Below are 22,341 nucleotides of genomic sequence, written 5' to 3'. Positions count from 1 at the left end.
GGTTGCCTCGATGTCACCGCCTGGGGAACGCCGCGCGGCACCTAGCTGCTGAGAATCGTCGGAACCAACGGGAAACCGGGCCAGTTGCGCAGCACCGTCCAGGCGGCAGCCGCGACCACGACGGTCACCCAGACCGCAACGGGCGGCAATTTTCGGCCGCGACGGCGCCGCAGCAGCAGCCAGCCGATCAGCACCGGGATGCCGACGAGCAGAAAGACGTTGTCGGTGATGCTGGCCGCCAAATCGCCATGCAGCAGGTCATGCGTCATCCGCAGCCCGCCACAGAAGGGGCAGTTCCAGCCGGTGAGCATCTTGAATGGGCACCCCGGGTAGATCGAGCTCGTGCTGTGCGGGTCGACGAGCCCGATGTAGCCCAACGCGCCGGCGAACAACGCGCCCGTCGCGACCGCGGCGTAGCGGCCGGTCCGGGGCTGGTCAGTCACGTTTTCAGGATGCCAGATCTAGTTGCCCTGGCGCTTTCTGCGCCCAAAGCCCCAGCGCCTGCGCGCCGGTGCCTCGGGCGCTTCCTCGGCCGCGGCGACGGGCGGCTCGGCCGGTTCTGACGGCTCGCCTTCGTCCTGCGCGTCGGGCTCGGGTGCGTCGGCGTCGGCTTCGGCTTCGGCGGCCTCGGGCTCTTCGGGCTCCGCCTCGTCGTCGGCTTCCCGCTCTTCGGCGGTCTCCGGCTCGACGGTCTCCGGCTCGACGGCTTCCGGCTCGAGCGCTTCGGGTTCGAGGGCGACCTCGGGCTCATCGGTCACCGACTGGATCTCATCCTCCGCGACGGCGGTCTGCGCGGCTTCCGGCTCTTGGGTCTCCGGCTCGGGCGTCTCCGTCGAATCTTCCACTCCGGCAACGCTTGCTGCGGCCGGCGCATCGGAAGCCGCTGCGACGGACGCTAGTTCGGGCTCCGGTTCGGGCTCGAGCGGAACGTCATACGTGCCGCGCAGGGTTTCGGGCTCCTCGCGGCCCTTCGGGGCCAGGATGACGTAGACCACGGCCCCGATGAACACGAAAGTCGATGTGAACGAGTTGATTCGGATTCCGGCGATGTGCGTCGCGGCGTCGTCACGCAGCAGCTCGACGCAGAACCGCCCGACGCAATACGCCGCAACGTAGACGGCGAACAGTCGTCCGTGCCCGAGCCGGTACTTCCGATCCACGTAGAGCAAGAACGCGAATACCAAGAGGTTCCAGATCAATTCGTAAAGGAACGTCGGCTGGACGACGAACGCCACGTGCCCGGTCGAAACGCCGTCGAGCGAATGCGGATCCACGAAACCCGTGGGATCCCGGCGGTAGAAAATCTGCAGGCCCCACGGCAGCGTGGTTTCCCGCCCGTAGAGCTCCTGGTTGAAATAGTTGCCCAGCCGGCCGATGGCCTGCGCCAACACCAGTCCCGGGGCCAGCGCGTCGCCGAAGGCGGGCAACGGGATTCCGCGGCGCCGGCAACCGATCCAGGCGCCCACCCCGCCGAGCGCCACCGCACCCCAGATGCCCAGGCCGCCGTCCCAGATCCGCAGCGCCGCGCCGAAACCGGCGCCGCCCGGGCCCCAATACGTCTGCCAATCGGTGGCCAGGTGATAGAGCCTGCCGCCGAGCAAGCCGAACGGCACCGCCCACATCGCGATGTCGTAGATGACGCCGCGCTCGCCGCCGCGGGCCGCCCACCGCCGGTCGCCGATCAGCAGCGCGGCCACGATACCGATGATGATGAACACGGCATAGGCGCGAATCGGCAACGGCCCCAAGTGCCAGACCCCGCGCGGCGGACTCGGAAAATACGCGAGCCAGGTGGTCGTCACGCGGACACCCCTTGGCGCACACCACCGGCGAGTTCCTCGGTCAGCGCCCGCACGGCGGGCAAACCGTCGCCCAGCGCCGAGACCAACGCCGAACCGACGATCACGCCGTCGGCATAGCCGGCGATCTGCGCGGCCTGCTCTCCCGAGCGCACACCCAGACCGACACCGACGGGGATGTCGGATACCGCCTTGACCCTGCTCACCAGTTCGGGCGCGGCGTTCGACACCGCGTCGCGTGCCCCGGTCACGCCCATCGTCGAAGCGGCGTAGATGAATCCGCGCGATGCCTCGACGGTGTGCGCCAACCGCTGCGGCGTCGAGGACGGCGCCACCAAGAAGATTCGATCCAACCCATGCTCGTCGGAAGCCGCCAGCCATTGCTGCGCCTCGTCGGGAATGAGGTCGGGAGTGATCAGGCCGTCCCCGCCGGCCGACGCCAGATCCCGGGCGAACGCATCAACCCCATAGCGCAGCACCGGATTCCAGTACGTCATCACCACCGCGCGTCCCCCGGCCCCACTGATCGCCTCCACCGCGGCCAGCGTATCCCGCACGCGCACACCACCCCGCAGCGCGGCCTCGGTCGCGCGGGCGATGGTCGGGCCGTCCATGCCGGGATCGGAATAGGGCACCCCGACTTCGATGAGGTCACAACCGGATTCGACGAGCGCGACCATCGCGTCCACCGACGTCGCCACGTCGGGGTAGCCGGTCGGCAGGTAGCCGATCAGGGCCGCGCGGCCGTCGGCGCGGCACGCCTGGAACAGCGGTCCCAGCCTGCTCATTGCTTGCCCCGGTCCATCAGGCCGAACCACTTCGCGGCCGTCTCGACGTCCTTGTCGCCGCGGCCGGAAAGATTCACCACGACGACCGAGCCCTCCCCCAGTTCGGCGCCCAACTTGAGGGCTCCGGCGACCGCGTGCGCGGATTCGATGGCCGGGATGATCCCTTCGGCGCGGCACAGCAGGCGAAACGCGTCCATCGCCTCGGCATCGGTGATGGGCCGGTACTCGGCGCGCCCCGTCTCGCGCAGCCACGCGTGCTCCGGCCCCACCCCGGGATAGTCCAGACCCGCTGAGATCGAATGGGATTCGATGGTCTGACCGTCCTCGTCTTGCAACAAATATGAGAAGGATCCCTGGAACGCGCCGGGGGAACCGCCGGTGAAAGTCGCGGCGTGCCTGCCGGTCTCGACGCCGTCGCCGGCCGCCTCGAATCCGACCAGCCGCACGCCGGGGTCGTCGATGAACGCGTGGAAAATCCCGATGGCGTTGGATCCGCCCCCGACGCACGCGGTGACCGCGTCCGGCAGCCGACCGGCCTGCTGCTGGATCTGCGCGCGCGCCTCCAAGCCGATGATGCGCTGGAAGTCGCGCACCATGACCGGGAAGGGATGCGGTCCGGCCGCCGTGCCGAAGCAGTAGTAGGTGCTGTCGGCGTTGGTCACCCAGTCCCGAAATGCTTCGTTGATGGCGTCTTTGAGCGTTTGCGAACCGGTCTCGACGGACACGACCTCGGCGCCGAGCAGGCGCATCCGCGCCACGTTGAGCGCCTGACGCGCGGTGTCCACGGCGCCCATGTAGATGATGCAGTCCAGGCCGAAGAGCGCGCACGCGGTGGCCGTGGCCACGCCGTGTTGGCCGGCACCGGTCTCGGCGATCACCCGGGTCTTGCCCATTCTGCGGGCCAGCAGCGCCTGCCCGAGCACGTTGTTGATCTTGTGAGAACCGGTGTGGTTCAGGTCTTCTCGCTTCAGGAAGATGCGCGCCCCGCCGGCGTGGTCGCTGAGCCGACCGGCCTCATACAGCGGCGAGGGCCGGCCGGCGTAGTCGGTCTGCAACTTGTCCAGCGTGTCCAGGAAGTCCGGGTTGACGCGTTCCTTTTCGTAGGCCGCGGTCACCTCCTCGATCACCGCCATCAACGCCTCGGCGACGTAGCGGCCGCCGTACGCGCCGAAATGGCCGCCCTGGTCGGGATCGTGGCGGGTCGGTTCGGCGATCGCCGCACTGGGGCGCGGAAGACCCGGGCGGGAAAGATCTGCCATCACGAAGGCTTGCGGCGATCGCGGCTCATCAACGATTAGCGAGCCGGTTTGGGACAGGACGGGTGGGTGCCGGCGGTGACCAGGTCCGCGACCGCGGCCCGCGGGTCGCCGCTTTTGACCAGACCTTCACCGACCAGCACGGCGTCGGCACCGGCGCCGGCATAGGCCAACAAATCCGCGGTGCCGCGCACGCCGGATTCGGCGATCCTGATCACGTTGCTGGGCAAGCCGGGGGCGATGCGCGCGAAGCAATCCCGGTCGACCTTGAGCGTCTTGAGATCACGCGCGTTGACGCCGATGACCTTCGCGCCGGCCTTCAGCGCCCGGTCGGCTTCCTCTTCGTCGTGCACCTCGACCAGCGCTGTCATGCCCAGCGATTCGGTGCGGTCGAGCATCGATACCAGCGCCGACTGGTCCAAGGCCGCGACGATGAGCAACAACATATCGGCGCCATGCGCGCGCGCCTCGTGGATCTGATACGGCTGCACCACAAAGTCCTTGCGCAACAACGGAATCGAGACGGCGGCGCGCACCGCGTCAAGGTCGTCAAGCGATCCGTGGAAACGGCGCTCCTCGGTCAGCACGCTGATGATCCGGGCTCCGCCGTCTTCGTAGGCGCGCGCCAATTTGGCCGGATCGCTAATGGGCGCCAGCGAACCCGCCGACGGACTGGCGCGCTTCACCTCGGCGATGACGCCGATGCCGGGCTCGCGCAACGCCGACATCACGTCGCGCGGTGGCGGTGCCGCGGCCGCGGCGGCTTTGATCTCGGCCAGGCTGATCCGCGCTTCGCGCGCGGCAACATCGGCCCGGACTCCCTCGAGGATGGAGTCAAGCATGGTTGCCGGAGTCATGCCTGCCGTTTCCCTTCGTACTGTCACCCACGGCCCACAGCCGATTTCGACGACCCATGAAGGGTAGCGACTGTCGGGGCGCGATTCATAACCGCCCCTCGGTGTCTGGGTCGCCGGGCCGATCGGTAGGGTCCCGCCCTTCGTCGAGCGCATCCCAGATCATGCGTTCCGAGATGTCCGGGCCGCCGGTGTCGGGGGTGTCGACGTTCTCGCCGTTGTCGCCGCGCGCGGCCGCACGTCGCGCGCCGGGGGCGGCGTACCGCGTCGTACCGTTGCGGGCCGGCCCTGCTCGCATCAACAAAACCGCAGCGATCAGCGTGCACACCGCGGACAGCACCGCGGCGGCCGCGCCCCAGTAGTGTCGCTCGGTTCCCACCAGCGTCACCAGCGCAATGTGCGCCAGATCGGCGCCGCGCACCGCGACGTCCGGGACCGCCCACAGGCTGACGCCCAGATAGCCGACGGCGAAGCTCACCAGCGCCAGCAGGGCCGCCAACACCCGCAACGCCCAGCCGCGCACGGCCAGGGCCGCGACGGCGGCGGCCAACTGCAGCACGGCCAACGGCAGCAGCGCCGTCGACCACGTGCCGCCGGACAGCGTCACCGATTTGGGCGGCCCCAGCCCGTCGAACGACCGGATCACCACCCACGGCACCCGCGACGCCGCCCACAGCGCCCCGGCCGCCACCACCAGCAGCAGTTGCGCGATCCGGGTTTTACGAGCCATCCGGTGCAGCCAGTGTCTCGGCGGCGGCGATCGCGCTCAGCACGGCGCGCGCCTTGTTGGTGGCCTCGGTGTATTCGTAGAGCCCGTTGGAGTCGGCCACGACGCCGCCGCCCGCCTGCACGTAGGCCGTGCCGTTACGCATCAGCGCGGTGCGAATGGCGATCGCGAAGTCGGCGTTGCCGGCGAAGTCGAGATAGCCGACGACGCCGCCGTAGAGGCCGCGGCGGGTCTTCTCCACCTCTTCGATCAGCTCCATCGCTCGCACCTTCGGCGCGCCCGACAGGGTGCCGGCCGGGAAGCACGCGGTGACCGCGTCCAGGGCCGTGTGGTCCGCGCTGAGCATCCCCGTCACCGTGGATACCAGGTGCATCACGTGGCTGTAGCGCTCGATGTGGCTGTAGTCCTCGACGCGGACGGTGCCGGGCGTGCAGACCCGGCCGAGGTCGTTGCGCCCGAGGTCGACGAGCATCAGGTGCTCGGCCTGTTCCTTCTCGTCGGCCAGCAGATCCTTTTCCAGCAGCTGATCTTCTTCCTCGGTCTGCCCGCGCCACCGGGTGCCCGCGATCGGATGCGTGGTCGCGCGACCGTCCTGCACGGTGACCAACGCCTCGGGACTGGAGCCGACTATCGAAAAGTCCGTTGCGCCATTGGCATTCGGCACATGCAGCAGATACATGTAGGGGCTGGGGTTGGTCACCCGCAGCATCCGGTACACGTCGATCGGATCGACGTCGGTGTCCACCTCGAAGCGCTGCGAGGGCACCACCTGAAACGCTTCGCCGGCTTCGATCTGCCCGACGAGATGGTCGACGATGACGCCGTACTCCTCGACGGTGCGCTGCGCCCGCTGCCGCGGTTCGGGCCGGCTGAACGTGGCGACGGTCGACGGCAGCGGCTGGCCCAGCGCGGCGGTCATCACGTCCAGCCGGGCGATGGCGTCGTCGTAGGCCTCGTCGATGCGTTCGGCGGTGCCGTTCCAGTTCACCGCGTTGGCGATCAGCGTGATGGTGCCCTCGTGGTGGTCGACGGCGGCGACGTCGGTGGCCAGCAGCATCAGCATGTCCGGCAGCTGCAGGTCGTCGACGGCCAGTTCGGGCAGCCGCTCCAGGCGGCGCACCAGGTCATAGGCGAAGAAGCCGACCATGCCGCCCGACAGCGGCGGAAGGCCGGGCATCGGCTCGGTGGCCAGCAGCTCGAGGGTGCTCTGCAGCGCCCGCAGCGGGTCGCCCCCGGTGGGCGCGTCCTGCGGGACGGTGCCCAACCACACCGCGTGGCCGTCACGCACCGTCAGCGCCGACGGCGCGCCCGCGCCGATGAACGACCACCGCGACCAGGATCGGCCGTTTTCGGCGGACTCCAGCAGAAAAGTGCCCGGGCGGTTGGCGGCGAGCTTGCGGTAGGCCGACAGCGGTGTCTCGCTGTCCGCCAACACCTTGCGGGTCACCGGAACCACCCGGTGTTCCGCCGCGAGCTGGCGGAACTCCTCCCGGGACGAGGTGGCGGCGATGTGGGCAGTCACCGAACCATCCTCGCAGACGTGGTTACGCCGCCCGCGAGCGTAACGTGGCCGCGATCCGAGGCCAGATTTTTCGCAATGCGGTTACGCTCGCGACATGAAAACTGGTGACACCGTGGCGGACTTCGAGCTACCCGATCAGACCGGGACGCCGCGGAAGCTCAGCGACCTGCTCTCCACCGGCCCCGTGGTGCTGTTCTTCTACCCGGCCGCGATGACGCCCGGCTGCACCAAGGAGGCGTGCCACTTCCGCGACCTGGCCGCGGAATTCGCCGCGGTCGGGGCCAACCGGGTCGGCATCAGCGTCGACCCCGTCGACAAGCAGGCCAAGTTCGCCGACAAGCAGCACTTCGACTACCCGCTGCTGTCGGACACCGACGGCAAAATCGCCGCGCAGTTCGGCGTCAAGCGCGGTCTGCTCGGCAAGTTGCTGCCGGTCAAGCGGACGACGTTCGTCATCGACACCGACCGCACGCTGCTCGGGGTGATCTCCAGCGAGGTCAGCATGGACACCCACGCGGACAAGGCGCTCGAGACGCTGCGCGCGCGCTCTCACGGGAAGAGCGACAAGAAGACGTAGGCGGCGAGCACCACCAGGTGCACCTCGCCCTGCAGTCGGGTGGCGCGCCCGGGCACCACGGTCAGCACGCTGATCACCACGGTCAGCGCGAGCAGTGCCAGCTGCAGCGGGCCCAGCCCGAGCACCAGCGGTCCCTTGAGCCAGACCGACGCCAGCGCGATGGCCGGGATGGTCAGCCCGATGCTGGCCAGCGCCGAGCCGTAGGCCAGGTTGAGGCTGGTCTGGATGCGTCCTTGTCGCGCCGCACGCACCGCGGCCAGCGTCTCGGGCAGCAGCACCAGGGCCGCGATCACCACGCCGACGAACGAATGCGGGAAGCCGGCCGCCGACACCAAACGCTCGATTGGCGGCGACTCCTCCTCGGCCAGGCCGACCACCGCGGCCAGCGCGACGAGCAGCAGTGCGAGGCTGGACAGCGCGTGTTGGGTGCTCGGCGGCTCCGCGTGGCTCTCGTCCTCGAAGGGGAGCGCTTTTTGACCCTTCTGGGCGACGGGCAGGAAGAAGTCGCGATGCCGGACGGTCTGGGTGAAGACGAACAGCAGATACAGCCCCAGGGAGGCGATGGCGGCGAACGCCAGCTGCGCCGGTGAGAACTCGTTGCCCACGTGGCTGGTGAACGTGGGCAGCACCAGGGCCAGCGTCGCCAGCGTGGTGAGCGTGGCCAGCGCCGCCCCGCTGCCCTCAGCGTTGAACAACGTCACGCCGTAGCGTCGGGAACCGAGCAGCAGTGACAGGCCGGCGATCCCGTTCATCGTGATCACCACGGCGGCGAACACGGTGTCGCGGGCCAGCGTCGCCGCCTCGCTGCCGCCGGACGCCCTCAGCGCGACGATGAGCGTCACCTCGATGATGGTGACCGCGACGGCAAGCACCAGCGACCCGAACGGCTCGCCGACCCTGACGGCGACCACCTCCGCGTGATTGACCGCCGTCAGCACCGCGCCGCCCATCACCACGGCCACGGCCGCGGCGGCTACCGGCCCCAGCTCTTCGCCCCACGTCAGTGCGAGCGTGAGGAGTGCAAGCAGCGGCACGACGACGGTCCAGGGCACCCGTTTCAACATCGCCTGCCATTCTTGTCGACGTCATGTCCAGGCCGCCCGGTCACGCCCTCGTTAGCATGCTCACATGTCGCAAAGCGGAGGTCTGGCGGAAGGACAGGTGTTCGCCGGCTACACCATCGTTCGGCGGCTGGGCGCCGGCGGGATGGGTGACGTGTATCTGGCCCAGCATCCCCGGCTGCCGCGCCGCGATGCGCTGAAAATCTTGCCCGCCAACCTGACCGAGGATTCGGAATTTCGCCAGCGGTTCAATCGCGAGGCCGACCTTGCCGCCAGCCTCTACCATGAACACATCGTCGGCATCCACGACCGCGGCGAATACCAAGGGCAGCTGTGGATCTCGATGGACTACGTCGAGGGCACCGACGCCGCGCAACTGCTGCGCAGCCGGTATCCCTCCGGAATGCCCAAAGCCGATGTCGCCGAGATCATTTCGGCCGTCGCCGACGCGCTTGATCACGCCCACTCGCGCGGAATGCTGCACCGCGACGTCAAACCCGCCAACATCCTGCTGGGCCCTGGGGGCTCCCGTCGGCGCATCCTGCTCGCCGACTTCGGCATCGCCCGCGAGATCGGCGAGATCAGTGGCCTGACCGCAACGAACATGTTGGTGGGCACGACCGCCTACTGCGCGCCCGAGCAGTTGCAGGGCAACGACCTCGACGCGCGGGCCGACCAGTACGCGCTCGGCTGCACCGCGTTCAACCTGCTCACCGGGGTCGCGCCGTACCAGCATTCCAACCCCGCGGTGGTTATCGGCCAGCATTTGTCCGCGCCGCCTCCGCTGGTGAGTGAACGGCGCCCCGAGCTTTCCGAGCTCGACGCCGTCATTGCCAAGGCGATGGCCAAGAATCCGTCGGAACGGTATGCCACGTGCGCGGATTTCGCGTCGGCGCTTGCCGGCCAGGAGCGGACCGCGCCCGCGGCAGTGGCTTCGGCACCGACCGAGGTGATCGCGGTGCGCGGCAAGCGGCGGGGGCCGGCGCTGCTGATCGCGGCACTGGTGGCCGTCGCGTTGATCGCGGTGGCCGCGGTGGTCGGTGTGCGCATGCTGGGTGCGCGGGGCCATCAAAGCACCCCTGCGCCGTCATCGGCGTTGCCGACTGCCAGCGCTGCGCCGCCCCTCACGGCACCGGCGCTGAAGCTGACCAGCCAGATCACCGACGTGTCGGGCGTGCTCGGGCCCCTCGAGCACGACGCCGTGGAGCGGGCCCTCACCAGGCTGCACGACGGGCGCGGCATCCGGCTGTGGGTGGTGTATGTCAACAACTTCGGTGGCCTCAAGCCGTTTCGGTGGGCCGAGGACACCATGGTGGCCAACGGTTTTGCCGACACCGACGCCATTCTGGCTATGGCCACCGATCAACCGTCGTACTCCTTCCGGGTGCCGAACGCGGTGCTGCAGGGCAAGGCCATCGATCTCGAGATCATTCGCCGTGACCGCATCGGGCCGGCCGTTTACCGCCATGAGTGGGCGCGCGCGGCGATCGCCGCGGCCAATGGGTTAGACGTTGCACCGAGCTAGTTGGTTCCATTTTCATTTTTCTTAATTCCGTTGCGCCGCTTGGGATTTTCTTGTCGGTGGGTGTTCGTAGAATTCGGGCATGGGTTGCAGTAGCCGCGAGGAGATCGTCGAGGTGCTCGACGCGCTCGATGGTGTGCTGGACCGGTTGTGCGCGTTGAGCTTCGACGCACTGACCACCCCGGAACGGCTGCGGATCCTGCAACGCCTCGAACGCGGCGCGCGCCGCCAACGCACACCCCAACACGCGCTGATCAACCAACTCGACGCCCAAGCCGGCCCCGAAGAGCTCGGCGGCACACTGTGCGGCGCGCTGGCCGACCGGCTGCGCATCACCAAACCCGAAGCCAGCCGCCGCATCGCCGAAGCCGAAGACCTCGGGCCACGGCGCGCGCTGACCGGAGAACCGTTGGCGCCGCTGCTCACCCACACCGCGGCCGCCCAACACGACGGCCTCATCGGCGACGCCCACGTGCGCGTCATCCGCGACTTCTTCACCCACCTACCCGCCGTCGTCGATGTGGGCACCCGCGCCGCCGTCGAACTCGTCCTGGCCGACAAGGCCACCGAGTACCGCCCCGACCAACTCCGCGAACAAGCCCGCCAACTCATGGACTGGCTACACCCCGACGGCGACTTCACCGACGAGGAACGCGCCCGCAAACGCGGCATCATCCTGGGCAAGCAGGAGTACGACAAAATGTCACGCATCAGCGGGCTGATCACCCCCGAGCTGCGCGCCTTCCTCGAGCCCGTGCTCGCCAAACTCGCCGCCCCCGGCACCTGCAACCCCGACGACGACACCCCCGTCGTCCACGAGCAACCCGACGACGACGCGGTACGCCGCGATCACCGCTCCAGCGCCCAACGCAACCACGACGCCCTGCTGGCCGGCCTGCGCGCCCTGATCGCCTCCGGCCAGCTGGGCCAGCACAACGGGCTGCCGGTATCAATCATCGTGACCACCACCCTCAAAGAGCTCGAAGCCGGCGCCGGCAAGGCCCGCACCGGCGGCGGCGCCCTGCTGCCCATGTCCGATGTGATCCGCCTGGCCAGCCACGCCCACCACTACCTAGCCATCTTCGATGGCACCAAGCCCTTAGCACTGCATCACGGGAAACGCTTCGCCTCCCCCGCACAGCGGATCATGCTGTGCGCCAAAGACCGCGGCTGCACCCGCCCCGGCTGCGACGCCCCGGCCTACCACAGCCAAGCCCACCACGTCAGCGGCTGGACCACCACCCACCGCACCGACATCGAAGACCTCACCCTGGCCTGCGGACCCGACAACCGACTCGCCGAGAAAGGCTGGACCACCCGCAAAAACGCTCACGGCGACACCGAATGGATCCCACCCCCACACCTCAACTACGGCCAACCCCGCACCAACACCTACCACCACCCCGAAAAACTCCTAAACCCCGACGACGACGAACCCGATTGACTTAGTCGTCCGGTTCGAGCAGCACCGCGGTGTCGAAGCAACTGTGGCTGCCGGTGTGGCACGCCGCGCCCGTCTGGTCGACGGTCAACAGCACGGCGTCGCCGTCGCAGTCGATGCGCACCGAGTGGACGTGCTGGGTGTGGCCGGAGGTCGCGCCCTTGATCCATTGTTCGCCGCGCGACCGCGAAAAGTACGTCGCCTCATGGGTTTCCAGCGTGCGGGCCAGCGCCTCGTCGTCCATCCAGGCGACCATCAACACGTCGCCGCTGCCCCGCTCCTGCACGACGGCGGTGAACAGCCCTTCCGCATTGCGCTTGAGCCGCGCCGCGATAGCCGGGTCGAGGGTCATCGCACGGTAATCCCTTCCGCGGCCATCGCGGCTTTCACCTGTCCGATCGTCAGCTCGCCGAAGTGAAAGACGCTGGCCGCCAACACCGCATCGGCGCCGGCGGCGACCGCGGGCGCGAAGTGTTCGATGGCTCCGGCGCCGCCGCTGGCGATGACCGGCACCGTGACCGCGGCACGTACCGCGCGCAACATGGCGAGGTCGAACCCGGCCTTGGTGCCGTCGGCGTCCATCGAGTTGAGCAGGATCTCCCCCACGCCGAGTTCGGCGCCGCGGGCCGCCCACTCGACCGCGTCGATGCCGGTGCCGCGGCGGCCGCCGTGCGTGGTGACCTCCCAGCCCGATGGCGTGGGGTTAGATCCAGCCGGGACCGTGCGGGCGTCGACCGACAGCACGATGCACTGCGAGCCGAATTGTGTTGCCATCTCCGCGAGTAAGTCCGGGCGCGCGATGGCGGCGGTGTTGACAGAAACCTTATCGGCGCCCGCGCGCAGCAGCACGTCGACGTCGGCCACGGTGCGCACGCCGCCACCGACGGTCAGCGGGATGAACACCTGCTCGGCGGTGCGACGCACCACCTCCAGCATGGTCGCGCGTCCCGACGAGGACGCGGTCACGTCGAGGAAGGTGAGCTCGTCGGCGCCTTCGGCGTCGTAGACGGCGGCGAGTTCCACGGGATCACCGGCGTCGCGCAGGTTCTCGAAGTTGACCCCCTTGACCACCCGCCCGTCGTCCACATCCAGGCACGGAATCACCCGAACCGCGAGGCCGCCATTCGTGTGCCGAGCAGACACAAAAGTGCCATTTTCGTCGGCGTGTCGGAGACTTTTGTGTCTGCTCGCCATCAGAAGTCCTCCGGTTCGCCGGTGCTGCGCAGGATTTCGAGGATCTCGGCGTGCGCGTCGGGCGCCCCGGCCAGCACGGACCGCGACGTGGGGGTCCACGGTTCGCCGGCCAGCGTGGTCACGGTCCCGCCCGCGGCCCGCACCAGCGCCACCCCGGCGGCGTGGTCCCACACCTGGCCGCCGAAAATGACTGCGCCGCCCAGTATTCCGTCGGCGACGTATGCCAGGTCGATGCCGGTCGAACCGTGCATGCGCAACCGCGACGACACCCGGCTGAGGTTTTCCAGCAGTGCAACCCGGAAGCGACCCGGGAAGCGGCCGCGGGAATCCGCGCTGAACGTTCCGACCCCGACGAGCGCGTCGGCCAGCCTGGTGGGGGCCAAGGAGGGTTGCGGTGTGCCGTTTTTCATCAGCGGGCCGCCCGCCACGGCGGTGTAGCGCTCGCCGGTGAACGGCAACCAGGTCAGCCCGGCCACCGGATCGCCGTCGTGCAGCAGCGCCAGCAGGATCGACGCCATCGGCGATCCGGCGGCGTAGTTGAACGTGCCGTCGATCGGATCCAGCACCCATACCCACGGGGAATCGACTGCGGCGCCGCCAAATTCCTCACCGTGCACTCCGATCCCGGTGGCCTCGACCAGCGCGCTGGTGATCTGCCGCTCCAGCGCAAGGTCGACCTCGGTGGCGAAGTCGTCGCCCTTCTTGGGCACCGCCGACTCGGCGCGGTGGCCGGCCAGAAACGGCTCGGCGGCGGCGTCCAAAATTACGGAGGCCTGAGCTACCAATGCGTTCAAATCCATTGGCTCAATCCCGCATCGCGGCCAACGCCTGCGGCAGGGTGAACCGTCCGGCGTAGAGGGCCTTGCCCACGATGGCGCCCTCGACGCCGCGGTCGACCAACGTCGCGATGGCGCGCAGGTCGTCGAGGCTGGACACTCCGCCCGACGCGATGACCGGAACATCGGTGCGCTCGGCGACGCGGGCCAACAGGTCCAGGTTCGGGCCGCCCAGCGTGCCGTCCTTGGTGACGTCGGTGACGACGAACCGCGAACATCCTTCGCGGTCAAGGCGTTCCAGCACGTCCCACAGATCACCGCCGTCGGTCTCCCAGCCGCGCCCGCGCAGCCGGTGCGCGCCGCCGACAATCTGCACGTCCAGGCCGACGGCGACCTTGTCGCCGTGCTCGGCGATGGCCCGCGCGCACCACTGCGGGTTCTCCAGCGCCGCCGTGCCCAGGTTGACCCGCGCGCAACCGGTGGCCAGCGCCGCGGCCAGCGAATCGTCGTCGCGGATGCCGCCCGACATCTCGACCTGCACGTCGAGCTTGCCCACCACCTCGGCGAGCAGTTCGCGGTTGGACCCACGGCCGAACGCGGCGTCCAGGTCGACCAGGTGGATCCATTCGGCGCCGTCGCGCTGCCAGGCCAGCGCGGCGTCCAGCGCCGAGCCGTACTCGGTTTCGCTGCCGGCCTTGCCCTGCACAAGGCGCACGGCGCGACCCTCGACGACGTCGACGGCGGGTAGCAGTATCAGCGGCATCGTTACAGTCCCTCGACCCAGTTGTTCAGCACCTCGGCACCGGCATCCCCACTCTTTTCCGGGTGAAACTGGGTGGCGGACAGCGGACCGTCCTCGACGGCGGCCAGAAACGGTACCTGGTACGTGGCCCAGGTCAGCCGCGCCTCCGGCGAGCCTTCCCAGCGCTGCGCGGCATAGGAATGCACGAAATAGAACCGGGCGTCGCTGCCCAGCCCCTTGAACAGCACGCCGCCGGGCGCCGCGTTCACCACGTTCCAGCCCATGTGCGGAATCACCGGGGCATCCAGTCGCGTGACCGCCCCGGGCCACTGCCCGCAGCCGATCGTGTCCACCCCGAACTCCACCCCGTGGGCGAACAGGATCTGCATGCCGACGCACACGCCCAGCACCGGGCGCCCGGCGGCGACCCGGTCGGCGATGATCTTCTCGCCCGCGATCTTGCGCAGGCCCGTCATGCACGCCTCGAAGGCGCCGACGCCGGGCACCACCAGCCCGTCGGCGGCCGCGGCGGCGCCCGCGTCGGCGGTCACTTCGACGTCGGCGCCGACCCGCTGCAGCGCGCGCTGCGCCGACCGTAGGTTACCCGAGCCGTAGTCGAGCACCACCACTGATTTGGTTGTCACAGAACACCTTTGGTGGACGGCACACCGGACGTCCGGGGGTCGGGCTCGACGGCCTGGCGCAACGCGCGGGCGACGGCCTTGTATTGCGCTTCGGTGATGTGGTGCGGGTCGCGGCCGTACAGCACCCGCACGTGCAGCGCGATGCGCGCGTTGTTGGCCAGCGTCTCGAACACGTGGCGGTTGATGACGGTGTGGTAGGGCACCGAGCTGCCGGCAATGGTGGTGTGCTGCAGGTGATCCGGCTCGCCGGTGTGTACGCAGTACGGTCGGCCGGAGACGTCGACGGCGGCGTGCGCCAGCGTCTCGTCCATCGGGATGAACGCGTCACCGAACCGGCGGATGCCCTTCTTGTCGCCCAGCGCCTGCCCCAGCGCCTGGCCCAGCACGATGGCGGTGTCCTCGATGGTGTGGTGTCCCTCGATCTCGACGTCGCCCTTGGTCCGCACGGTCAGGTCGAAGCTGGCGTGCGTGCCCAGCGCGGTCAGCATGTGGTCGTAAAACGGGACGCCGGTGTCGACGTCGACCAGCCCGGTGCCGTCGAGGTCGAGCTCGACGACGATGTCGGATTCCTTGGTGCGGCGTTCAATACGCGCGCGGCGGGTGGTCATGATGCTCCTACGTTGACGGGGTTCAGTTCGGTGGCTGCGATCCGCGCGCTCACCTTCAAAAAAGCGTCGTTCTCCTCGGCCAGACCCGTGGTGGCGCGCAGGTAGCCGGGTATGCCGACGTCGCGGATCAGCACGCCGTCGTCGAGGTAGTGCTGCCACGCCGACGGCGCATCGGCGAACTGTCCGAACAGCACGAAGTTCGCGTCGCTGGGGATCACGCGAAAGCCCATGCCGCTCAAGGCCGTCATCACCCGTTCGCGTTCGGCGATCAGCGTCGCCACGCTGCCGAGGGTGTCGTCGGCGTGGCGTAACGCGGCCCGGGCCGCGGCCTGGGTCACCGACGACAGGTGATACGGCAGGCGCACCAGCAGCATCGCATCGATCAGCGCCGGCGTGGCGATCAGGTAGCCGAGCCGGCCGCCGGCGAAGGCGAACGCCTTGCTCATGGTGCGGGTGACGACCAGCTTGGTTGGAAACTCCTCCACCAACGCCACGGCGCTGGGCTGGGAGGAGAACTCGCCATACGCCTCGTCGACGATCAGGATCCCCGGCACCACGTCGAGCAGCCGGCACAGGTCGGGCAGCGAAACGCTTTGTCCCGATGGGTTATTCGGGCTGGCGATGAACACCACGTCGGGTTGGCGCTCGGCGACGGCGGCGACCGCGACGTCGGCGTCGAAGCTGAAGTCGTCGGCGCGGGCGGCCTCGAGCCACTCGGTGCGGGTGCCGTCGGCGATGATCGGGTGCATCGAGTACGACGGGACGAAGCCGATCGCGCTGCGCCCCGGCCCGCCGAACGCCTGCAGCAGCTGCTGCAGGATCTCGTTGGAACCATTGGCGGCCCAAAGGTTTTCCACGCCGAGCGCAACCCCGGTCTGTGCCGTGAGGTAGGCGGCCAGGTCGCGGCGCAGCTCCACGGCGTCGCGGTCGGGGTAGCGGTGCAGGTCCGCCGCGGCCTCGCGCACCGAGGCCACCACGTCGTCGACCAGCGCCTGGGTCGGCGGGTGCGGGTTCTCGTTGGTGTTCAGCCGCACCGAAACGGCCAATTGCGGTGCGCCGTAAGGGGATTTGCCGCGCAGGTCGTCGCGCAGCGGCAGGTCGTCAAGGGTGGGCTTCACCGTTCGAACCTCCGGCGTACCGCCTCGCCGTGCGCCGGCAGGTCCTCGGCGGTGGCCAGCGTGACCAGGTGACCGGAGACGTCCTTGAGGGCCGCCTCGGTGTAGTCGACGACGTGAATGCCGCGCAGGAACGTCTGCACCGACAGGCCGCTGGAATGCCGCGCGGTGCCCGAGGTCGGCAGCACGTGGTTGGACCCGGCGCAGTAATCGCCGAGACTGACCGGCGAATACGGGCCGACGAAAACGGCCCCGGCCGAACGGATCCGCCCGGCCACCCGCGGCGCGTCGGCGGTCTGGATCTCGAGATGCTCTGCGGCGTAGGCGTTTACCACGGCCACGCCCGCGTCCAGATCATCGACCAGGATGATCGCCGACTGCCGCCCGCCCAACGCGGTCGTCACCCGTTCGCGGTGCTTGGTGGTCTGCAGTTGGGCGGCCACCTCGGCGGCGGCGGCGTCGGCAAGCTCCGGGCTCGGGGTCACCAGCACGCTGCCGGCCATCTCGTCGTGCTCGGCCTGGCTGATCAAATCGGCGGCCACGTGCGTGGGGTCCGCGGTGTGGTCGGCCAGGATGGCGATCTCGGTGGGCCCGGCCTCGGCGTCGATGCCGACCCGCGAGCGGCACAGCCGCTTGGCGGCGGTGACGTAGATGTTGCCGGGGCCGGTGATCATGTCGACGGGTTCGAGGTCGGTATCGCCGTAGGCCATGAGGGCCACGGCCTGCGCGCCGCCCACGGCCCACACCTCGTCGACGCCCAGCAGCCGGGCCGCGGCCAGGATCGTCGGGTGCGGCCACCCGTCAAAGGCCACCTGCGGCGGGCTGGCCACCACCAGCGAGCCGACCCCGGCGGTCTGCGCCGGCACCACGTTCATCACCACGCTGGACGGGTACACGGCGTTGCCGCCCGGCACGTACAGGCCAACCCGCTCGACGGGCACCCACCGCTCGGTCACCGTGGCGCCCGGGCCGAGCACGGTGGTGACGTCGTCGCGGCGCTGATCGGCGTGCACGGCGCGGGTGCGTTCGATCATCACCTGCAGCGCTTCGCGCACGTCGGGGTCCAGCCCGGCCAGGGCGGCGTCCAGCGCGCCGTCGGGCACCCGCACGGCCGGCGGGCGGACGCCGTCGAACGACGCCCCGAATTCCAGTGCCGCCTCGGCGCCGCGCTCGGCGACCGCCTGCACGATCGGGCGCACCTGACCCATGACGCTCTCCACGTCGGCGCCACCGCGCGGCAGCGCGGCCCGCAGCCGCGCGGCCGTCAATTGCGCGCCGCGCAGGTCAATGCGGGCCATCAGGGGTGTACTCATTGCTCTCATTGTCCCAGAGCAACTCAAATCGATATTCGGCCGGAACACCGGTTGGATAACCGCTGCTCAAAGCGGCGCAGGTACAGTTCCGGTCATGTCCAGAAAAGATCATCCGAACAACGCGCCGGGCGTCCCGATGCTCTTTCCGGTCTGGTTTGAGAACCTGCAGGTCAAATACTTCAACAAGGCGATGAAGCCGTTCGCGCGCTTCCTGCCGGGCACCGGGACCATCGAGCATCGCGGTCGCAAGTCCGGCAAGCCGTACCAGACCATCGTGACGGCCTACCGCAAGGGCAATGTGCTGGCGATCGCGCTGGGCCACGGGAAGACCGACTGGGTGAAGAACGTGCTGGCCGCGGGGCAGGCCGACCTGCGCCTCGCCCGCCGCAAGCTGCACCTCACCAACACCCGGATCCTGCCGGCCGGCTACGACGGCCCGGACGCGGCGGGGCTGCCGTTCCTCGCCAAGGCGCAGCTGGGCCGCATGGGCGTTTTCGTCGCCGAGATCGCCTGAACTAACGCCGAGCCTGCGTTCAGTGCGCCTTTTCGGCGATTTTTTCGCGCTGGACGCAGTTTCGATGACTAGTCACGCACGTAAACGGTCTTGCCGATCATCTCCGGCCAGGCCGACGGGGCGTCCTCCCAGGCCACCACGCGATCGACGGCTGGCGACAGGTCCATACCGCCGGCCAGCAGCTCGAGCACCTGCGGAATCACCACCCGAGCGTTGACGCGCCCGGTGACGAACCGCACGCCGCGGGTGTACATCGCGAGCAGCGGCAGCTCGACCGCGGGTTGGTAGTAGACGCCGGTGTCGGTGCACACGCCGTCGGGCCAGGTGGCGCGCAGGGTGGCGGCGAGCAGCTCGGGTTCGGCCGAGGTGTGCACCGTGACCGGATAGCGGCCCCAGGCCTTGTCCGGCTTGTCGCGTTCGTGCGCGACCGCGCCGAGCTTCTCGGCCGCGGCCAGGCGCTGCGGGTCGGTGTCGACGTAGTCGACGTGGGCCCCCTGCGCGGCGGCCATCGCCGCCGCATACAGCCCGATCGACAGCCGGCCCACCACCAGGACCCGCCGGTCGGCCGCATCGAGGGCGGCCAGCTCGCCGGCGAACGGTCCGACCGCCCGCCAGCCGTCGGGAATGTTGTCCGACAGCGACGCGATGGCCGTGGGTTCCACCCCGTCGGGCACCGGGATGAGCATCGCGTCGGCGTAGGGCACCAGCACCAGGTCCGACATGAAGCCGCCGCTGTCCCGGCCGGCGATGGGGGCCATGCCGTAGACCGTCATGAGTGGCACCGAGCCGCATGATCCGGTCACGCCGCGGCGGCATTCCGCGCAGGTTCCGCAGCTGACCTGGAAAGGCACCACGACCCGGTCGCCCACCCGGACGCCGGTCACGGCGTCGCCGACCGCGACGACCTCGGCCAGGCCCTCGTGCCCCACCGCGTACCCGGGCGGCAACGGCAACCGGCCGTGACATACCGCGACGTCCAGGTCGCAGCAGGCGACCGCCACCGGCCGGACGAGGGCCTGCTCGGGCGCGGTGATCTGGGGTTCGGGCACCTCGGTCCAGTCGTATCGGCCGGGTTCTTGGAACGTCAATTGCCTCATCTCCACATTCTTGAGTGATCACTCAAGTATTGTCAATACCGTGCCGAGACCGGATCGCAGCCGCGCAGCCCTGGTGGAGAACGCGGCCACCCTGTTCCGCCGCCAGGGCTACGCGGCGACCGGACTGAACCAGATCCTCGACGAGGCCGGCGTCAAGGCGGGCTCTCTGTATCACCACTTCCCACAGGGCAAGCAGCAGCTGGCCGCCGCGGTGGTGGACGCCGCCGGAGCCGATATCGAGCGGCTGCTGCGCCGGTTCCTCGCCACCGGTCGGCCGGTGGCCGAGATCGTCGAGCGCTGGATCGACCTACTGGTGGCGGGCCTGGCCGGCGATCAGCGCGACGGCTGTCCGATCGAGCCGGTAGCGACCGAGTCGGTAAACGCCAGCCCGTTGGTGCGCGCGGCCTCGGCGCGCGCATTCGCCGGTTGGTGCGCCGCGATCGAGGAGCGGCTGCGCTCGGAAGCCTGGGCCGAGACGGAAGCGAAAGATGTTGCGCTGGCGGTGATCTCGTTGATCGAGGGGGCGCTGATCCTGTCCCGCATCGCGGGTGATCCGGCCGCGCTGCAGGCCGCCAAACCGGCGGCGCGCACGTTGTTGCGTGGCGAACGCGTTAGTTAGGCGCCGCTTTCCAGCGTCCGCTTGATGACCGGAGCGGCCTCCTCCATGGCGGCATGCAACGGCCCGGCCAACTCATCCGGCAACACGTCGCGCGACCAGACGAACCGGCAGTGACCGGCACCGTCGGCCAGGATCTGCATGACCGTGTTGTCGTGGTCGGGGCACACCGTGTCGCCGATCAACGAGTAGACGATTCGGCGCGCGGCGTCGTCCCGGGCGACCAGCCGCTCCCGCGCGACCGTGCCCTTGGCGAAGGTCACCACGCGGACGTCGGCCGCCGCGTGCGACGACACCACGTAACCGCCGCCGCCCATGCCGACGGGGCCATCCGCCCAGTCGCCGATCACCCGCCAGGCCCGGTCGGGGTCAATGTCGATGTCGAACTCGGTGCGTATCCATGCCATGAATCCAGCTTCGCGAGCAGGTGCCGCGCAGTCTTGAACATTCTTGCGGGCAGCTGTCATACCGGGGCGCTAGCCTGGCGCCGTGCTGTCGATGGTCACCCTCGCCGCGCGACCGCAGTTCAGCCTCGAGGCCTGGACGTGCCGGCCCGACAGTTCGGGTTGGTCGGCGATTGAGCGCCCGCTCGGCGGACGGCTGGTGTTGGTCAGGTCCGGCCGGTTTCAGCGGCGGGCGGCGGGCGGCCCGGCCGATCTGGACCCGACCGTCGGATACCTCGGCGCACCGGAAGACGAAGACCAGTTCGCGCATCCGCACGGCGGCGACGTATGCACGTCGGTGCGCCTGACCGCCGCGTCGTGGCGGCGGCTGGTCGGCGAGCCCGGCCGGATGCCTCGCTCGACCTTCTATGCCGACGCCCGGTTGGAACTCGCGCACCGGCGCCTGCTGGCCGCCGTCGACGTCGACTATCAGCTCGCCGAGAATCTGCTGGCGCTGACCGTCGCGGCGCTGCGGCAGGTAACCGACCGGCGCACGCCGCTGACCGATCCACCGGTACCCGCCGACGCGCGACTGGTGCAGCGGGCGCGCGAGGCCATCCACGACGACCACCCGGCGGCGCGCGGGCTATTCCCGCTGGCCGAGCTCCTCGACGTGTCGCCCTACCGCTTGAGCAGGGCTTTTCCCAAGCATCTGGGCGTATCGCTGACCAGCTATCGCAACAGAGTCAGGGTCGGTCGTGCCCTGGAACGACTGCAGGCCGAGACGTCGACAATGGCCGACATCGCCGCCGCACTCGGCTTCGCCGACCAAGCGCACTTCACCCGCGTGATGCGGGCACATGTCGGGCATACGCCGAACGCGCTGCGGCGCGCACTGCAGACCACCGGCTACATGTCCAAGCCGATGTCCAGGACGCGCACCGAGTGCGTCAACGCCCCGACGGCCAGATAATCCACCCCCGTGGCGGCGTAGGTCGCCGCGTTTTCCAGGCTGAGCCCGCCCGACGACTCGAGCAGCACGCCGGGCGCGCGGGCATCGCGGCGCTGCACGGCCGTCTGCGTCTGCCAAACCGGGAAGTTGTCCAACAGGATCAGCTCGGGGTCTTCGGCCAGCACTTCGTCGAGTTGCTCGAGCGAGTCCACCTCGACCTCGCACGGCAGGTCGGGCGCGGCCTCGCGGACCGCCCGCAGCGCGGCCACCACCGACCCCGCGGCCACCACGTGGTTGTCCTTGATCAGGGCGGCGTCCCCGAGCCCCAGCCGGTGGTTGACGCCGCCGCCGACGCGCACCGCGTACTTCTGCAGCGCGCGCAGGCCGGGCAGGGTCTTGCGGGTGTCGCGGATCTGGGCCTTGGTGCCGCGCACCGCGTCGACCCAGGCCGCCGTCGTGGTGGCGATCCCGGACAGATGGCAGATCAGGTTCAGCATGGTCCGTTCGGCGGTCAGCAGGCCGCGGGTCTCCGCGTGCACCGTCAGCAGGGGCTGGCCCGGCTGCAGCCGGGCGCCGTCCTCGACGCGGTCCAGCACCTGATACCCGTCGGGGCCGATCACCTCGTCGAGCACCAGCAGCGCGACGTCCACGCCCGCGACCACGCCGGCGTCGCGGGAAACCAGCGACGCCTTGGCCACCGCCTCGGCGGGCACGGTGGCCGCCGTGGTGACGTCGGGCCCGTATCGCAGATCCTCGGCCAGGCCGCGCCGGACGATCTCGCGGGCCTCGCTCAGTTCGCGCTCGGAGAAAATCATCTGGCGCCGCTCCTCCTGCCCTTTC

At 69.5% G+C, this 22,341-nt stretch carries 25 protein-coding genes; 6 read left to right on the top strand and 19 right to left on the bottom strand.

Annotation, left to right across the window (positions count from 1 at the left end):
* Window positions 1-41: 41 nt before the first annotated feature.
* The 7 genes from G6N66_RS11675 to G6N66_RS11645 form a co-directional block, all read right to left on the bottom strand.
* Window positions 42-443, bottom strand: a complete 402-nt coding sequence (locus tag G6N66_RS11675; RefSeq protein ID WP_139825418.1) for a DUF2752 domain-containing protein — start codon at window positions 441-443, stop codon at window positions 42-44.
* Window positions 444-461: 18 nt separating this feature from the next.
* Window positions 462-1,802, bottom strand: coding sequence for a prolipoprotein diacylglyceryl transferase (locus G6N66_RS11670; protein ID WP_085235152.1), 1,341 nt, complete (start codon window positions 1,800-1,802; stop codon window positions 462-464).
* Window positions 1,799-2,587: a tryptophan synthase subunit alpha gene (trpA, locus tag G6N66_RS11665; RefSeq protein ID WP_085235151.1), complete on the bottom strand. Its 789-nt coding sequence runs from the start codon at window positions 2,585-2,587 to the stop codon at window positions 1,799-1,801. The genes G6N66_RS11670 and trpA overlap by 4 nt, the downstream gene beginning before the upstream one ends.
* A complete protein-coding gene (gene trpB / locus G6N66_RS11660; protein WP_085235150.1) occupies window positions 2,584-3,846 on the bottom strand; it encodes a tryptophan synthase subunit beta in 1,263 nt (420 codons plus the stop codon). The genes trpA and trpB overlap by 4 nt, the downstream gene beginning before the upstream one ends.
* Before the next feature lie 35 nt (window positions 3,847-3,881).
* Window positions 3,882-4,700, bottom strand: a complete 819-nt coding sequence (gene trpC, locus G6N66_RS11655; protein ID WP_085235149.1) for an indole-3-glycerol phosphate synthase TrpC — start codon at window positions 4,698-4,700, stop codon at window positions 3,882-3,884.
* 85 nt (window positions 4,701-4,785) lie between these two features.
* On the bottom strand, window positions 4,786-5,427 hold the full coding sequence (locus G6N66_RS11650; RefSeq protein ID WP_085235148.1) for a TIGR02234 family membrane protein: 642 nt from the start codon (window positions 5,425-5,427) through the stop codon (window positions 4,786-4,788).
* Window positions 5,417-6,946 carry an anthranilate synthase component I gene (locus tag G6N66_RS11645; protein WP_085235147.1) on the bottom strand — a complete coding sequence of 510 codons (1,530 nt, stop codon included), beginning with the start codon at window positions 6,944-6,946 and terminating at the stop codon, window positions 5,417-5,419. The genes G6N66_RS11650 and G6N66_RS11645 overlap by 11 nt, the downstream gene beginning before the upstream one ends.
* Before the next feature lie 94 nt (window positions 6,947-7,040).
* Between G6N66_RS11645 and G6N66_RS11640 the strand changes: the two genes are divergently transcribed.
* The gene (locus tag G6N66_RS11640; RefSeq protein WP_085235146.1) at window positions 7,041-7,523 is read left to right on the top strand and encodes a peroxiredoxin; all 483 of its coding nucleotides are present in this window, start codon (window positions 7,041-7,043) and stop codon (window positions 7,521-7,523) included.
* Here the strand turns inward: G6N66_RS11640 and G6N66_RS11635 are convergent.
* Entirely contained in the window at window positions 7,496-8,587 is a 1,092-nt protein-coding gene (locus G6N66_RS11635) for a calcium:proton antiporter (protein ID WP_085235145.1), read from the bottom strand. The genes G6N66_RS11640 and G6N66_RS11635 overlap by 28 nt on opposite strands.
* 64 nt (window positions 8,588-8,651) lie before the next feature.
* Here G6N66_RS11635 and G6N66_RS11630 point away from each other — a divergent pair, with 64 nt between their 5' ends.
* Together G6N66_RS11630 and G6N66_RS11625 are read left to right on the top strand one after the other, a co-directional pair.
* Window positions 8,652-10,109 carry a serine/threonine-protein kinase gene (locus G6N66_RS11630; protein ID WP_085235144.1) on the top strand — a complete coding sequence of 486 codons (1,458 nt, stop codon included), beginning with the start codon at window positions 8,652-8,654 and terminating at the stop codon, window positions 10,107-10,109.
* A 79-nt stretch (window positions 10,110-10,188) separates the two neighbouring features.
* Complete coding sequence (locus tag G6N66_RS11625) at window positions 10,189-11,550, top strand: HNH endonuclease signature motif containing protein (RefSeq protein ID WP_163645822.1); 1,362 nt, start codon at window positions 10,189-10,191, stop codon at window positions 11,548-11,550.
* Window position 11,551: 1 nt separating this feature from the next.
* On the opposite strand, the gene hisI is transcribed toward G6N66_RS11625, so the two are convergent.
* From hisI to hisD, 8 genes are read right to left on the bottom strand one after another with little or no spacing between them, the layout of a single operon-like run.
* Window positions 11,552-11,899, bottom strand: coding sequence for a phosphoribosyl-AMP cyclohydrolase (gene hisI, locus G6N66_RS11620; RefSeq protein WP_085235196.1), 348 nt, complete (start codon window positions 11,897-11,899; stop codon window positions 11,552-11,554).
* Window positions 11,896-12,690, bottom strand: coding sequence for an imidazole glycerol phosphate synthase subunit HisF (gene hisF, locus G6N66_RS11615; protein ID WP_085235197.1), 795 nt, complete (start codon window positions 12,688-12,690; stop codon window positions 11,896-11,898). The genes hisI and hisF overlap by 4 nt, the downstream gene beginning before the upstream one ends.
* A 50-nt stretch (window positions 12,691-12,740) precedes the next feature.
* Window positions 12,741-13,541, bottom strand: a complete 801-nt coding sequence (locus G6N66_RS11610; protein WP_085235198.1) for an inositol monophosphatase family protein — start codon at window positions 13,539-13,541, stop codon at window positions 12,741-12,743.
* 4 nt (window positions 13,542-13,545) lie between these two features.
* Entirely contained in the window at window positions 13,546-14,280 is a 735-nt protein-coding gene (priA, locus tag G6N66_RS11605; protein ID WP_085235199.1) for a bifunctional 1-(5-phosphoribosyl)-5-((5-phosphoribosylamino)methylideneamino)imidazole-4-carboxamide isomerase/phosphoribosylanthranilate isomerase PriA, read from the bottom strand.
* Between the two features lie 2 nt (window positions 14,281-14,282).
* Window positions 14,283-14,903, bottom strand: a complete 621-nt coding sequence (gene hisH, locus G6N66_RS11600; protein WP_085235200.1) for an imidazole glycerol phosphate synthase subunit HisH — start codon at window positions 14,901-14,903, stop codon at window positions 14,283-14,285.
* Window positions 14,900-15,511 (bottom strand): imidazoleglycerol-phosphate dehydratase HisB, encoded by a 612-nt coding sequence (hisB, locus tag G6N66_RS11595; protein WP_085235201.1) that lies wholly within the window; start codon window positions 15,509-15,511, stop codon window positions 14,900-14,902. The genes hisH and hisB overlap by 4 nt, the downstream gene beginning before the upstream one ends.
* On the bottom strand, window positions 15,508-16,629 hold the full coding sequence (locus G6N66_RS11590; protein ID WP_085235202.1) for a histidinol-phosphate transaminase: 1,122 nt from the start codon (window positions 16,627-16,629) through the stop codon (window positions 15,508-15,510). The genes hisB and G6N66_RS11590 overlap by 4 nt, the downstream gene beginning before the upstream one ends.
* Window positions 16,626-17,927 carry a histidinol dehydrogenase gene (gene hisD, locus G6N66_RS11585; protein WP_139825427.1) on the bottom strand — a complete coding sequence of 434 codons (1,302 nt, stop codon included), beginning with the start codon at window positions 17,925-17,927 and terminating at the stop codon, window positions 16,626-16,628. Before hisD ends, G6N66_RS11590 begins: the two co-directional genes overlap by 4 nt.
* Window positions 17,928-18,033: 106 nt before the next feature.
* Here hisD and G6N66_RS11580 point away from each other — a divergent pair, with 106 nt between their 5' ends.
* Window positions 18,034-18,453: a nitroreductase family deazaflavin-dependent oxidoreductase gene (locus G6N66_RS11580; protein ID WP_085235204.1), complete on the top strand. Its 420-nt coding sequence runs from the start codon at window positions 18,034-18,036 to the stop codon at window positions 18,451-18,453.
* 68 nt (window positions 18,454-18,521) lie between these two features.
* Here G6N66_RS11580 and G6N66_RS11575 read toward each other — a convergent pair whose 3' ends face one another.
* The gene (locus G6N66_RS11575) at window positions 18,522-19,550 is read right to left on the bottom strand and encodes an alcohol dehydrogenase catalytic domain-containing protein (RefSeq protein ID WP_085235225.1); all 1,029 of its coding nucleotides are present in this window, start codon (window positions 19,548-19,550) and stop codon (window positions 18,522-18,524) included.
* A gap of 40 nt (window positions 19,551-19,590) precedes the next feature.
* On the opposite strand from G6N66_RS11575, the gene G6N66_RS11570 reads away from it, so the two are divergent.
* The gene (locus G6N66_RS11570; protein WP_085235205.1) at window positions 19,591-20,169 is read left to right on the top strand and encodes a TetR/AcrR family transcriptional regulator; all 579 of its coding nucleotides are present in this window, start codon (window positions 19,591-19,593) and stop codon (window positions 20,167-20,169) included.
* On the opposite strand, the gene G6N66_RS11565 is transcribed toward G6N66_RS11570, so the two are convergent.
* The gene (locus tag G6N66_RS11565) at window positions 20,166-20,573 is read right to left on the bottom strand and encodes an SRPBCC family protein (protein WP_085235206.1); all 408 of its coding nucleotides are present in this window, start codon (window positions 20,571-20,573) and stop codon (window positions 20,166-20,168) included. The two genes, G6N66_RS11570 and G6N66_RS11565, sit on opposite strands and share 4 nt — an antisense overlap.
* Window positions 20,574-20,664: 91 nt before the next feature.
* On the opposite strand from G6N66_RS11565, the gene G6N66_RS11560 reads away from it, so the two are divergent.
* Entirely contained in the window at window positions 20,665-21,522 is an 858-nt protein-coding gene (locus G6N66_RS11560) for an AraC family transcriptional regulator (protein WP_085235226.1), read from the top strand.
* Here G6N66_RS11560 and nadC read toward each other — a convergent pair.
* Window positions 21,459-22,316 (bottom strand): carboxylating nicotinate-nucleotide diphosphorylase, encoded by an 858-nt coding sequence (gene nadC, locus G6N66_RS11555; RefSeq protein WP_085235207.1) that lies wholly within the window; start codon window positions 22,314-22,316, stop codon window positions 21,459-21,461. The genes G6N66_RS11560 and nadC overlap by 64 nt on opposite strands.
* Window positions 22,317-22,341: the final 25 nt, after the last annotated feature.

This window comes from Mycobacterium conspicuum (assembly GCF_010730195.1).
Taxonomy (GTDB): Bacteria; Actinomycetota; Actinomycetes; order Mycobacteriales; family Mycobacteriaceae; genus Mycobacterium; species Mycobacterium conspicuum.
Note: the sequence above shows the minus strand (reverse complement) of the source record. Positions and strands in the feature narration are given on the sequence as shown.

Coding starts and splice junctions, on each gene's coding strand:
- G6N66_RS11565 (WP_085235206.1), bottom strand. CDS start 20,573: ATGGCATGGATACGCACCGAGTTCGACATCGACATTGACCCCGACCGG.
- G6N66_RS11630 (WP_085235144.1), top strand. CDS start 8,652: ATGTCGCAAAGCGGAGGTCTGGCGGAAGGACAGGTGTTCGCCGGCTAC.
- G6N66_RS11580 (WP_085235204.1), top strand. CDS start 18,034: ATGTCCAGAAAAGATCATCCGAACAACGCGCCGGGCGTCCCGATGCTC.
- G6N66_RS11560 (WP_085235226.1), top strand. CDS start 20,665: ATGGTCACCCTCGCCGCGCGACCGCAGTTCAGCCTCGAGGCCTGGACG.
- hisB (WP_085235201.1), bottom strand. CDS start 15,511: ATGACCACCCGCCGCGCGCGTATTGAACGCCGCACCAAGGAATCCGAC.
- G6N66_RS11625 (WP_163645822.1), top strand. CDS start 10,189: ATGGGTTGCAGTAGCCGCGAGGAGATCGTCGAGGTGCTCGACGCGCTC.
- G6N66_RS11610 (WP_085235198.1), bottom strand. CDS start 13,541: ATGGATTTGAACGCATTGGTAGCTCAGGCCTCCGTAATTTTGGACGCC.
- trpC (WP_085235149.1), bottom strand. CDS start 4,700: ATGACTCCGGCAACCATGCTTGACTCCATCCTCGAGGGAGTCCGGGCC.
- G6N66_RS11575 (WP_085235225.1), bottom strand. CDS start 19,550: ATGAGGCAATTGACGTTCCAAGAACCCGGCCGATACGACTGGACCGAG.
- hisI (WP_085235196.1), bottom strand. CDS start 11,899: ATGACCCTCGACCCGGCTATCGCGGCGCGGCTCAAGCGCAATGCGGAA.
- priA (WP_085235199.1), bottom strand. CDS start 14,280: ATGCCGCTGATACTGCTACCCGCCGTCGACGTCGTCGAGGGTCGCGCC.
- trpB (WP_085235150.1), bottom strand. CDS start 3,846: ATGGCAGATCTTTCCCGCCCGGGTCTTCCGCGCCCCAGTGCGGCGATC.
- trpA (WP_085235151.1), bottom strand. CDS start 2,587: ATGAGCAGGCTGGGACCGCTGTTCCAGGCGTGCCGCGCCGACGGCCGC.
- G6N66_RS11650 (WP_085235148.1), bottom strand. CDS start 5,427: ATGGCTCGTAAAACCCGGATCGCGCAACTGCTGCTGGTGGTGGCGGCC.
- G6N66_RS11635 (WP_085235145.1), bottom strand. CDS start 8,587: ATGTTGAAACGGGTGCCCTGGACCGTCGTCGTGCCGCTGCTTGCACTC.
- nadC (WP_085235207.1), bottom strand. CDS start 22,316: ATGATTTTCTCCGAGCGCGAACTGAGCGAGGCCCGCGAGATCGTCCGG.
- G6N66_RS11640 (WP_085235146.1), top strand. CDS start 7,041: ATGAAAACTGGTGACACCGTGGCGGACTTCGAGCTACCCGATCAGACC.